The sequence below is a fragment of the Kitasatospora sp. NPDC004240 genome (genome assembly GCF_053603215.1).
This window is the reverse complement of the sequence record NZ_JBSGFD010000237.1, coordinates 1-11783: the sequence shown is the minus strand read 5'-3', so window position 1 is coordinate 11783 and position 11783 is coordinate 1. Positions and strand designations below refer to the sequence as shown.

Annotated in this window: 10 protein-coding genes; 7 read left to right on the top strand and 3 right to left on the bottom strand. The window is 73.9% G+C overall.

Going from position 1 to position 11783, the window contains the following annotated elements; genetic code table 11:
* Together ACWEQL_RS36985 and ACWEQL_RS36980 are read left to right on the top strand one after the other, a co-directional pair.
* Nucleotides 1-829 (top strand): L,D-transpeptidase family protein (locus ACWEQL_RS36985; protein WP_452155046.1); only part of this gene is annotated, 829 nt, incomplete at its 5' end.
* Between the two features lie 151 nt (nucleotides 830-980).
* Nucleotides 981-1925, top strand: a complete 945-nt coding sequence (locus tag ACWEQL_RS36980; RefSeq protein ID WP_452155044.1) for a beta-ketoacyl-ACP synthase III — start codon at nucleotides 981-983, stop codon at nucleotides 1923-1925.
* Between the two features lie 211 nt (nucleotides 1926-2136).
* Here ACWEQL_RS36980 and ACWEQL_RS36975 read toward each other — a convergent pair whose 3' ends face one another.
* A complete protein-coding gene (locus tag ACWEQL_RS36975) occupies nucleotides 2137-2784 on the bottom strand; it encodes a TetR family transcriptional regulator (protein WP_452155042.1) in 648 nt (215 codons plus the stop codon).
* A 584-nt stretch (nucleotides 2785-3368) separates the two neighbouring features.
* Here ACWEQL_RS36975 and ACWEQL_RS36970 point away from each other — a divergent pair.
* Entirely contained in the window at nucleotides 3369-5825 is a 2457-nt protein-coding gene (locus ACWEQL_RS36970) for an outer membrane protein assembly factor BamB family protein (RefSeq protein ID WP_452155040.1), read from the top strand.
* A 94-nt stretch (nucleotides 5826-5919) separates the two neighbouring features.
* On the opposite strand, the gene galE is transcribed toward ACWEQL_RS36970, so the two are convergent.
* Nucleotides 5920-6912 (bottom strand): UDP-glucose 4-epimerase GalE, encoded by a 993-nt coding sequence (galE, locus tag ACWEQL_RS36965; RefSeq protein WP_452155038.1) that lies wholly within the window; start codon nucleotides 6910-6912, stop codon nucleotides 5920-5922.
* Between the two features lie 316 nt (nucleotides 6913-7228).
* On the opposite strand from galE, the gene ACWEQL_RS36960 reads away from it, so the two are divergent.
* On the top strand, nucleotides 7229-8296 hold the full coding sequence (locus tag ACWEQL_RS36960; protein ID WP_452155048.1) for a S1C family serine protease: 1068 nt from the start codon (nucleotides 7229-7231) through the stop codon (nucleotides 8294-8296).
* A 232-nt stretch (nucleotides 8297-8528) separates the two neighbouring features.
* Here ACWEQL_RS36960 and ACWEQL_RS36955 read toward each other — a convergent pair whose 3' ends face one another.
* The gene (locus tag ACWEQL_RS36955; protein WP_452155036.1) at nucleotides 8529-9752 is read right to left on the bottom strand and encodes a sensor histidine kinase; all 1224 of its coding nucleotides are present in this window, start codon (nucleotides 9750-9752) and stop codon (nucleotides 8529-8531) included.
* Nucleotides 9753-10053: 301 nt separating this feature from the next.
* Between ACWEQL_RS36955 and ACWEQL_RS36950 the strand changes: the two genes are divergently transcribed.
* From ACWEQL_RS36950 to ACWEQL_RS36940, 3 genes are all read left to right on the top strand, one after another.
* Nucleotides 10054-10470, top strand: coding sequence for an NADH-quinone oxidoreductase subunit A (locus tag ACWEQL_RS36950; protein WP_452155034.1), 417 nt, complete (start codon nucleotides 10054-10056; stop codon nucleotides 10468-10470).
* Nucleotides 10461-11162 (top strand): NADH-quinone oxidoreductase subunit B, encoded by a 702-nt coding sequence (locus ACWEQL_RS36945; protein ID WP_452155032.1) that lies wholly within the window; start codon nucleotides 10461-10463, stop codon nucleotides 11160-11162. The genes ACWEQL_RS36950 and ACWEQL_RS36945 overlap by 10 nt, the downstream gene beginning before the upstream one ends.
* A partial coding sequence (locus ACWEQL_RS36940) for an NADH-quinone oxidoreductase subunit C (protein ID WP_452155030.1) occupies nucleotides 11159-11783 on the top strand: 625 nt, incomplete at its 3' end. The genes ACWEQL_RS36945 and ACWEQL_RS36940, both read left to right, overlap by 4 nt.

Sequence of the window (11783 nt, the reverse complement as noted above, 5' to 3'; positions counted from 1 at the left end):
CACCTTGACCACGCACGACCGCGACGCTTACCACCTCAGGCAGCACCACTGGCGATACACCGTCGGCCAGGACGGCGCCACCAAGCCGGGCGTCACCACCGCCGACGGCCCGGGCCCCGACCCGGTGGCCGTGCCCGACCAGGCCGGCCAGCCGCAGGCCACGACCCCGCAGGCCGCCGCCGACACGCACACCGAGGCCCCCAGGGCCGACCGCGGCGACGCCCGGCCGGACGTCACCGGGGCCGGGATACCCGGGCTCGGCCCGGCGTTCCTGGCGAAGATACCCGCGGACACCAAGCAGGTCGTGCTGGCCACCGGCCAGGGCAAGGACACCAACAAGGCCTCCGTGACCCTCTGGACCCGCGGCGCCGACGGCCGCTGGCAGCCCGGCGAGACCTGGCAGGGCCACAACGCCTACAAGGGCTGGACCACCGACCACAACGAGGGCGACCTGCGCAGCCCGATCGGCGTCTTCTCGCTCACCGACGCGGGCGGCCGCAAGGCCGACCCGGGCAGCAAGCTCCCGTACGACAAGGACCCGCTCTTCGTGGTGTCCGGCACGGGCTTCGCCGGCGAGCAGCTGTCCGGCTCCTTCGACTACGTCGTGGCGATCAACTACAACCGGGTGGCGGGCAACTCCCCGCTCGACCCGCGCCGGCCCAGCGGCTCCACCAAGGGCGGCGGCATCTGGATCCACGTGGACCACGGCGGCCCCACCCACGGCTGCGTCTCGATACCCGAGGACAAGATGGCCCAGCTGATCCGCACCCTGGACCCGGCGGCCAAGCCGGTGATCGTGATGGGCGACGCGACCTCGCTGGCGGCCTGACCGGCCCGGCGGGTCCGCCCGACGCGCGTTCGGCGCGGCACCGGAGCCCGGGCGCCGCAAGGGTCGTTGTTCGCCTCCTACAGCTTCCGGGGGCGGACTCTGTAGCCGATCACGCCCGACTGACCAGCGGGTAACCGGGTTGAGTGGCAGTATGAGCGGTTCGCGCATTGTGGCACTCGGTCACTACCAGCCCCCCAAGGTCCTCACCAACGACGATCTGGCGAAGCTGGTCGACACCGACGACGAGTGGATCCGTACCCGCGTGGGGATCCGGAGCCGGCACATCGCCCAGGAGGAGACCCTGGTCGACATGGCCGCCGAGGCCGCCCAGAAGGCGCTGGCCAACAGCGGCCGCTCGGCGGCGGACGTCGACCTCGTGGTCGTCGCCACCTGTACCGCGGTCGAGCGGAGCCCCAACACCGCGGCCTCCGTCGCGGCCCGGCTGGGCATCCCCGCGCCCGCCGCGTACGACATCAACACCGTCTGCTCGGGCTTCTCGTACGCCCTGGCCACCGCCGACCACGCGCTGCGCGCCGGCGCGGCGAAGCTGGCCCTGGTGATCGGCGCCGAGCGGATGTCGGACACCGTGGACTGGACCGACCGCTCCACCTGCGTGATCTTCGCCGACGGCGCCGGTGCCGCGGTGGTGGAGGCCCAGGCCGAGGGCGAGGAGCCGGGCATCGGCCCGGTGGTGTGGGGTACGGAGCCGGAGAAGAACGACGCCGTGGTGATCACGGGGTGGGACCCGGTGATCAGCCAGCAGGGTCAGTCGGTGTTCCGCTGGGCGACCACGCAGATCGCCCCGCTGGCCCGGCAGACCTGCGAGCGGGCCGGCATCGACCCGTCCGAGCTGAAGGGCTTCGTGCCGCACCAGGCGAACCTGCGGATCATCGACGCGATCGCCAACAAGCTGGGCGCCCCCGACGCGGTGGTCGCCCGGGACGTGATCGAGTCCGGCAACACCTCGGCCGCCTCGATCCCGATGGCCTTCTCCAAGCTGGTCGAGCGCGGCGAGCTCTCCTCCGGCGACCCGGTGCTGCTGTTCGGCTTCGGCGGCGGCCTGGCGTACGCCGGCCAGGTCGTGCGCTGCCCCTGACCCCTGACCCCTGAGCTTCCGGGGCCGTGAGGGCCCCCGGAAAGCCGCGTGCCGGTGGGCGGGACCCTTCGCAGGGTGCCCGCCCACCGGCATGTCTGGCGCGCGGTGCGGTACGTCGGCGGACCTCCCCCGAGGACACGGCCGCCGTCCGTCGATCCCCGGACAGGAGGCCGGGGCTGCGCGCGGAGCGGATGGGTGAGTAGGGGACGGTCTACCTGGGCGGCTTCTTGCCGGTGACGCCCAGGTACACCAGGGGAGCGAGGTTGGGCTTGAGGTCCTTGACCTTGACGCCCCAGGAGGTGAAGGCCTTCTGGTGCTCGGCCGCCGAGGCGAGCAGCGACACCAGAGACCCGGCGACGGCGGCCGCGTCGAGCGACTTGTCGGCCTGACCCTTCGCCTGGAGTTCCTTGACGGCATCCGCGAGCGGCTTGGCGACCGCGTTGAGGACCGTCATGCGGATCTTGAAGAACCGCTTGTCCCCTTCGGCGGCACCGAGCGTGACCACTCGGAGAATGGCGTCGTTCTTGCGCCAGAAGGCGAGGAATCCGTCGACCAGTTCTTCCGAAGTGGCCGTGCCGGACTTCCCTGCCCAGGACTTTCCGGCCACCAGCTCTTTGAGGGTGTCGGCGTCCTTGGCCATTTCCTCGGCGATTTCGAGGACAGCGCCCTCGACATCCGGGAAGTACTGGTAGAAGGTCGCGGGGGAGGTACCCGCCATACGGGCGACGTCGATGACCTTGACGTCCCGATACGGCGACGTGCTGAGCATCTCGCGGAGGCAGTCGAGCAGCTTCTGCCGCGTCTCCTGTCCGCGTCGCCCGGCGACGCGACCGTCGACGGTGCGAACTTGTCCTGTCATGCCGTCAGCTTACCGTGGCACGATCTTGGCGCGATTCGGTGATGCGACTATTACTCCGCCCGGGGGTCGGTTATAGGGGCCTGAACCACTTCGGACGGATATTCACCGGACCTCGACGGGCTCTTGTTGTAGCCCCCCCGTGTGCTTATGACCCCACAGCGTGACGACGAGTCCGCTGAGGGTTGGTCGGGTGACGGAGCGTGACGATCCGGGGCGGGTTCCGGGGCGGCCCCGGAACGAATCCGGACGGCCGGTGGAGGACTCCCGGGCGTGTCGTGCGCAAGCCGCCGCCGGAGCGGACGTCAGAATCCGGCCGTTCCCGTCGCGCTGACCGGACGGTGGCCCGACCCGGCCCGACCCGGCCCGAACGCCAGGTCCGAACGTCCGGTCCGGGCCCTGGTCCGGGCCCTGCTCCGGGCACCGGAACGGCCGCGCCCCGGGGTGACGCGGCCCGGCGGCGGGGCCCTCCGGCCGTACCACCCGGCGGGCAATGGGCGGGGGAGGTTGGAGATGACCCCGGCGGCATTGGAGAATCGCTACGACGCATCCCGTCGTGGGTGCGGAAACGGGGAGGTGGCAGCGGAGTGGACCAGCTGACGGCGCACGATCCGAGGCGGATCGGGCCCTTCGAGGTGCTGGCGCGGCTCGGCGCGGGCGGGATGGGGCTGGTCTATCTGGCGCGCTCCCCGGCCGGCCGCCGGGTGGCCATCAAGACCGTACGGGCCGAGCTCGCCGAGGACGACCTGTTCCGGGTCCGCTTCGCCCGCGAGATCGCCGCGGCCAAGACGGTCGGCGGCTTCTACACCGCGGCCGTGGTGGACGCCGACGCCGACGCCCGGGTGCCCTGGCTGGCCACCGCGTACGTCCCGGCACCCTCGCTGGAGGACCTGGTCGGCGAGTGCGGGCCGCTGCCGGTGGGCGCGGTGCGCTGGCTGGTCGCCGGCATCGCCGAGGCGCTGCAGTCCATCCACGCCGCCGGGCTGGTCCACCGCGACCTCAAGCCCTCCAACGTGCTGGTGGTCGAGGACGGCCCGCGGGTGATCGACTTCGGCATCGCGGCCGGCGTCTCCAGCACCCGCCTGACCATGACCAACGTCGCGGTCGGCACCCCCGCGTACATGTCGCCCGAGCAGGCCCGCGACAGCCGCGGCGTCACCGGCGCCAGCGACGTCTTCTCGCTCGGCTCGCTGCTGGTCTTCTGCGCCACCGGCCACGCCCCCTACCGGGGCGCCAACCCGGTGGAGACGGTCTTCCAGCTGCTGCGCGACCAGCCCGACCTGTCCGGCCTGCCCGCCGAGCTGGCCGACCTGGTCCGGGCCTGCATGCGCCCGGCGCCGGAGCACCGGCCGACCCCGGCCCAGATCCAGGCCGAGCTGGCCCCGCACCTGTTCTCCCGGGACGACGCCTCCGGCGAGGCCGGGGACTGGCTGCCCCCCGACGCGCTGGAGCTGATCGAGCGCAAGCGAGGCCGCCGGCCCACCCCGCCCGTGCCGGTGGCCCCGCAGCCGGACCTCTCCCGGCCCACCGCGCCGATGCGCGCCCAGGAGCAGCCGCAGGCCCTTCAGCAGGCGCCCGTCCGGCCCGACCACGGCCACGGTTCCGGCCACGGCCCCGACCACGGCCACGGTTCCGGTCACGCCGGCCCGCAGCAGGTGCCCCCGCAGCGTCCCGGCCCGGCCGACCCGCGCACCCAGCACCCCGGCCGCCACCTGCCGCCCGGCACCGGGCCGGTGCACGCCCCGCCCGTACCGGGGCCGGACACCGAGGCCGCGACCGAGAAGATCTCCGCTCGCGGCCACCGGGCCCCCCTGGGCGGCGGCGCCGAGGTGCGGCTGCCCGGCGCCTCCGTGGGGATAGGCCCGGGGCCCCGGGCCGAGCACCCCGGGCCGGGCAGCGCGCCCGCCGAGACCGACTGGGTCCGCCGCTCCACCCCGGCGCCGGTGCGCGCGCCGCGCTGGCGGCCGTGGCGGTTCCGGATGTCCAACGACGTCTGGGGCACCCCGGTGGTCGCGGACGGCACGCTGTTCGTGTCCAGCTTCGAGGTGCACGCCCTCGACATCGCCTCCGGCCAGCGCCGCTACAAGACCCGCGACGTCGCCTGGGCGCTCGCCGTGGACGCCGGCCGGGTGCACGCCGCCGACGGCCCGCACCTGTACACGGTGGACGTCGCCGACGGCACCGAGCGCTGGCGCGACTCGCTGGACGGCTGGGTCTACTCGCTGGACGCCGCCGACGGCGTGCTCTGCTGCGGCATCCGCGGCGGCGGGATGCAGCTGCGCTCGGCCGCCACCGGCGCCGAGCTGTGGCGCGCCGACGACGCCCAGCAGGACTACGAGAACCCGCAGTCCGGCCCCGCCCTGGTGGCCGGCGCCGCGTACTACTACGGCGGCGGGCGGCTGCGCTGCGTCGACCCGCGCGGGGCCGGCCTGCGCTGGTCCGTGCCGGTCGGCGAGGACGTGCCGTCCCGCCCGGTCGAGCGCGGCGGCGTGCTGTACGTGACGGCCGGCACCCGGGTGTACGCGCTGGACGCGGCCACCGGCGCCGAGCACTGGCGCTTCGAGGCCCCCGTGGTGCTGTTCACCCCGCCCGCGCTGGACGCCGGCGCGGTCTACGTGGCCGACTACCTGGGCACCGTCTACGCCCTGGACGTCACCACCGGCCGCGACCGCTGGCGCGCCGCCACCGGCAGCCGCCAGGGCGCCGAACCGGTGGTGGTCGGCGACGGCATGGTGCTGGTCGGCAGCGGCGAGGTGCTGTACGCCTTCGAGGCGGGCTCCGGCCGGGAGCGCTGGCGCTACTCGGCCCGCGGCGAGATCGTCGGCTCCCCGGCGGTCGCCGACGGCCTGGTCCACCTGGGCAGCCGCGACCACTCGCTGCACACGCTGGACCTGGCGACCGGTCAGCTGCGCTGGGAGCTCGGCACCAAGGGCGAGCTGACCGGCTCGCCGGTGGCGGTCGGCGGCCGGGTGTTCGTCGGCAGCAAGGACCGCTGCGTCTACGCGCTGGACGCCTTCTACGGCACGGCGGTACCGGCCCAGTAGGGCCGTCGCGTCCCGGGCGGTGCCGGCCCTCGTGGGCCGGTGCCGCCCGTCGCCGTCCTCGTCCGCCGGTGAGGTCGGGCGCTCTCGGGCGCGGTCAGGCGCCGGGCCGACGGGCCTCCGGGTGGCGCAGGCACCAGCCCTCCCAGGCGGAGGCCACCATCTCCTCGACGCCGTGGCGGGCGGTCCAGCCCAGCTCCTGGTGGATCAGCTCCGCCGAGGCGACCACCCGGGCCGGGTCGCCGGGCCGGCGCGCGGTGACCTCGGCGGTGGTGTCCCGGCCGGTCACCCGGCTTATCACGGCCAGCATCTCGCGGACGCTGACGCCCTCGCCGCGGCCGATGTTGAGCACCAGCGAGGTCTTCCCGTCCCGGTCCGCGTCCAGCCGCCGGGCGGCCGCGACATGGGCCGAGGCCACGTCCGAGACGTGGATGAAGTCGCGCACGCAGGTGCCGTCCGGGGTCGGGTAGTCGGCGCCGAAGATCCGCGGCGGCAGCCCCGCGGTGATCCGCTCGAAGACCATCGGGACCAGGTTGAACACGCCGGGGTCCGCCAGCTCCGGCGAGGCGGACCCGGCCACGTTGAAGTAGCGCAGCGAGGCGGTGGCGAGCCCGTGCGCCCGGCCGACCGCCGCGACCAGCCACTCACCGGCGAGCTTGGTCTCCCCGTACGGGTTCATCGGCGCGCAGGGGGTGGCCTCGGTGACCAGGTCGACGTCCGGCATCCCGTAGACCGCGGCGGAGGAGGAGAACAGGAACCGCGTCACCCCGCCCCCGACGGCCGCCTCCAGCACGGTCTGCAGGCCGGTGACGTTCTCCCGGAAGTAGCGCAGCGGCTGCTCGACGGACTCGCCGACCTGCTTCTTGGCGGCGAAGTGCACGATGCCGCAGACGCCGTGGGCGCGGATCGCCGTGTCCAGGGCGGCGCGGTCCAGCGTCGAGCCCTCGATCACGGTGACGCCGTCCGGCAGCCGGCCGCGGTCGCCGCTGCTGAGGTCGTCCAGGACGGCGACCGGTTCGCCCGCGTCGTGGAGCTGCCGAGCCACGTGTGCGCCGATGTAACCGGCGCCGCCGGTGAGCAACCAGGTCATTCCCGAATCCTAAGGGGTGGCGGTCGTGGTCGCCGGGAGCCGTCCGCGGTGTGCCTCCGGGGCCCGTCCGGGCTGCACGCCCGGCCCTGCGGGCCTGCCCGGGATCTCTGCGGGTCCGGGCGAGTCGGCACAAGGAATCGGGCATAAGGGTGAAATGCTGCCGAAAATTGACGCGTGGTGATCGGAGGCATCCCAGGTGCACCGCAAGAAGGAACCCACCCGTCCGCTCCCGCCCGGCCCCCGCCCCACCGGGCCCAGGGTCTTCGGAGCCCGGCTGCTCGTTCCCGGCACCGTCGCGGCCCTGGCCGCGCTCTCGATGAACGGGTGCAGCGGCGACGGGACCTCCTCGGCGACGGGCTCACCCACCTCCCCCGCCCCGGCCACGACCTCCCCGGGCGGGGCCACCGCCTCCCCGGGCGGGGCCACCGCGGCCGCCACCCAACCCGGCGGCCCCAACCAGCTGCAGGACGCCTACCAGCGCGTGATCGGCGACGTGCTGCCCTCGGTCGTGCAGATCACCACCGGTGGCGGCCTCGGCTCGGGCATCGTCTACGACGACAAGGGCGACATCGTCACCAACGCCCACGTGGTCGGCACCGCCACCACCTTCACGGTGACCCTCGCCAACAGCACCAGGGCCCTGGACGCCACCCTGGTCGCCAGCTACCCGGACTCCGACCTCGCGGTGATCCGGCTGAGCAGCCCGCCGGGTGGGCTCAAGCCGGTCAAGTTCGCCGACTCCGGCAAGGTGCAGCTCGGTCAGATCACCCTCGCCATGGGCAGCCCGCTCGGGCTGTCCAGCAGCGTCACCCAGGGCATCGTCTCGGCCACCGGCCGGACCGTCACCGAGCCGGAGGGCGGCGGCTCACCGGGCGCCACCATCGGCAACATGGTGCAGACCTCGGCCGCCATCAACCCCGGCAACAGCGGCGGCGCGCTGGTCAACCTGGACGGCCAGGTGATCGGCATCAACACCCTCGCCGCCACCGACCCGGAGGGCAGCGGGGGCGCCGCCCCCGGCATCGGCTTCGCCATCCCGGCGGCCACCGTCACCAGCATCGCCGACCAGCTGATCAAGGACGGGAAGGTCACCAACACCGGCCGCGCCGCGCTCGGCATCACCGCCCGGACCTACCTGGACGCCCAGTACCGCCCGGCCGGCGCGGTGGTCATCTCGGCCACCGCGGGCGGACCGGCCGCCTCGGCCGGCCTCCAGTCGGGCGACGTGATCACCAAGATCGGCGACACCCCGGTGGACTCGCTGATCTCCCTCACCACCGCGCTGGCCCCGCTCGCCCCGGGCGACAAGGTCACCGTCACCTACACCCGGGACGGTCAGAGCCGCACCGCCGAGGTCACCCTCGGCACCCTGCGGGCGCCGTAGGGGCCTGTCCGGGTCCTCGCCGAAGCCCGTCCGAAGTCTCGCCAGCGCTCGTCCGAAGCAGCTCCGAAGAGTCTCCCGGTGGTCCGGAGAGCCCGCCGACCGCGCAAGGGCCGCGGGCCGTACGGACCACCGGGCACCACGGCCGGGCCCTCGTCATCGTCTCGACGAGGGCCCGGCGTCCGTCTTCCCGGGGGCGGGTACGGGGGCGGGAGTACGGGGTGCGGGGTGCCGGTCAGCGGCGGGCGACCCGGGTGCGCCAGGGCAGCTCGACGGTGACCGTGGTCGGCCCGCCCTGCGGGCTCTCCACCAGGAAGACCCCGTCCACCGCCTGGATCCGCTCGGCCAGACCGCCCAGGCCGCTGCCCGGGTAGGGGGCCGCGCCGCCCTTGCCGTCGTCCGCGACCAGCAGCATCAGCTGGTCGCCGGCCCGCCAGACGTCCACCGTGGCGGAGGTGGCGCCGGAGTGCTTGGAGATGTTGGTCAGCAGCTCGCTGACCGTGAAGTAGGCGATGCCCTCGACCGCCGAGTCCGGACGCTCGACGTTCCCCCCGGCGTCCTTCAGCTCCACGTGCACCTTGACCCCGCCGGGCACCGTGCAGCGGGCGGCCACCGCGGACAGCGCCGCGTCCAGGCCACGGTCGGTGAGCACCGCCGGGTGGATGCCGCGGGCCAGGTCGCGCAGTTCCTGGAGGGCCAGCTTCACCTCGCCGTGCGCGCTGTCGACCATCTTCGCGGCGGCGGCCACGTCCTCCGGGGTCTCGGTCTCCCGCAGCCGCTCCTTGGCCATGCCGAGGTCCATCGCCAGCGCCACCAGCCGGGCCTGGGCGCCGTCGTGCAGGTCGCGCTCGATCCGGCGCAGGTCGGCGGCGGCGGTGTCGACCACCACGCTGCGGTCGTCCTCCAGCTCGCGGACCCGCTCGGACAGCGTGCCCTCGCAGAGCAGCACCTCGACCAGCATCCGGTCCACCGCGCCCTGGAGGCCGACCACCCACGGCAGCGCCGGCCAGCCGACCACCACGCACACCAGGGTCACCGTGAAGCTGAGGATGCCCCAGGGCAGCAGCAGCACGTTGTACACGGCCGAGCGCCAGCTCAGCGAGTCGGTCAGGTGCGCGATCGCGTAGCCGCTGATACCCGGCCGGCGCCGGTGCACCGGCTCGGGCTCGGGCAGCTCGACGCCGTACACCGACCGGGCCCGGTCGCGGGTCCACCGGCCGAGGCCGCGGCAGCCGGCCAGGCCGAGCGCCAGCAGCGGCAGGCCGATGACGGTGATCGACAGCGCCAGCCCGGTGGACAGCAGTACGGCGGTGAAGACGAAGCCCGCGATCCCGATCGGCAGGTTGAGCATCAGCCGTCCGGCCTGCTTCCACATCCGCTTGCCGTACAGCGGGGCGCGTTCGCCGTGGGCGTCCCGCGGCCTGATGGCGTCCGCGGCGCGGCGCTGCAGAGACTTCATCTGGATCTACCGTCCCTCTCGGTCGAGCTGGTGGTCCCAGCTTCCCGGTACCGGGTACGGCAGGGCCATGGGGGTGATACGTCTTCCCGGGCGGGGGTTATCCCCACCCCCGATCGGTCGCGGGCCGTCCGCGGGCTGTCCACGGGCTGTCCACCGGTCGTCTTGCGGATCGGGCGGGGTGTGGGGGCACGGTAGCGCTGCACTTAGACTCACGCATTGGCGATGGTTATGACCGTGTAAAGAAACGCCGTGGAACCGCCCTCCAGGGGCGGGAGAACACAGCCGATGTGGAGGCGAACGCATGGAGGGGCAGCCGGCAGCTGCCGTCGCGGCCGACCCGGCGGCGGGCAGCGGCTACTTCGACGCGTACGCCGCGATGGGCCTGCTCGCCGTCGTCGGCGTGCTCTTCGTCGTGGTGGCGTTCACCGCCAACCGGCTGCTGCGGCCGGTGGTGTACTCACCGGAGAAGCTCCTCGCGTACGAGTGCGGCGTGGACCCGGTGGGCGAGGACTGGGCGCACACCCAGATCCGCTACTACGTCTACGCCTTCCTGTACGTGATCTTCGCCGTCGACGCGATCTACCTCTTCCCGTGGGCGACGGTCTTCGCCTCGGCCGGGTACGGCGCCGCGACGCTGGTCGAGATGTTCGTCTTCATCGGTTTCCTCGCGGTCGGGCTGCTCTACGCCTGGAAGAAGGGCGTTCTCGAATGGACGTGACGCACAACCACTCGCACGGGGTTCCCGGGGGGCCCGTCCCGCTGGGCATCCCGGACCCGGCGCACCCCGGCGCGGCCGTCGAGCGGCGCGGCATCGGCCCGCTGGCCCGGCTCGCGCCCGACCCGGTGAAGGTGGTCCTCAACTGGGGCCGCCGCTACAGCCTCTGGTGCTTCAACTTCGGTCTCGCCTGCTGCGCGATCGAGTTCATCGCGGCCTCGATGGCCAAGCACGACTTCATCCGGATGGGCGTCATCCCGTTCGCGCCGGGCCCCCGCCAGGCCGATCTGATGATCGTCTCGGGGACCGTCACCGACAAGATGGCGCCCGCCGTCAAGCGGCTCTACGAGCAGATGCCCGAGCCGAAGTACGTCATCTCCTTCGGCGCCTGCTCCAACTCGGGCGGGCCGTACTGGGACTCGTACTCGGTCACCAAGGGCGTCGACCAGATCATCCCGGTCGACGTCTACGTGCCCGGCTGCCCGCCCCGGCCGGAGGCGCTGCTGCAGGGCATCCTCAAGCTGCAGGAGAAGATCGCCGCCGAGTCGCTGCCCGGCCGCTACACCGCGCCCGCCGCGGCGCTGCGCCGCCCGCTGGTGGCGGGGCCGGGGACCGCCTCGGGGACGGCTGCGGGGGCGTCGGCCCCCGGGACCGCTCCGGGGTCCGCCCCGGGGGCAGAGGGAGGGGTCTCGTGACCACCGCCGAGCAGTACGCGGCGTCGGTCGGGGAGTGGGCGACCGGCGCCGAGGCGTACGGGACCATCACCGTCGACGTGCCCGCCGAGCACTGGATCGAGGCGCTGACCGCCGCCCGTGACGTCCTCGGCCTGGACTTCTTCGACTGGCTGAGCGCCGTCGACGAGCTCGCCGAGGGCTTCTCGGTGGCCGCCCACCTCGCCTCCGTGGACGCCCCGGGCGTGCGCCACCTGGTGCTGCGCACCCGGGTGCCGCGCGAGGGCGCCGCGCTGCCGAGCGCCGTCGGCGTGTACGCGGGGGCCGCCTGGCACGAGCGCGAGACCCACGAGATGTTCGGCATCGGCTTCACCGGCCACCCGTACCTGGCGACCCTGCTGCTGCCGGACGGCTTCGAGGGGCACCCGCTGCGCAAGGAGTTCGTGCTCGCGGCCCGGGTCGCCAAGGCCTGGCCGGGCGCCAAGGAGCCGGGCGAGTCCGACCACGGCGACGGCCCGGCGCGGCGCAAGATGCAGCCGGCCGGCGTGCCCGACCCCAACGAGTGGGGCCCGCTGAAGGGCACCCTGCCGCCGGTCGCCGAGCGTCCGGCCCGCGGGGCCCGGGCGGCGACCGGATCGGCTGCCC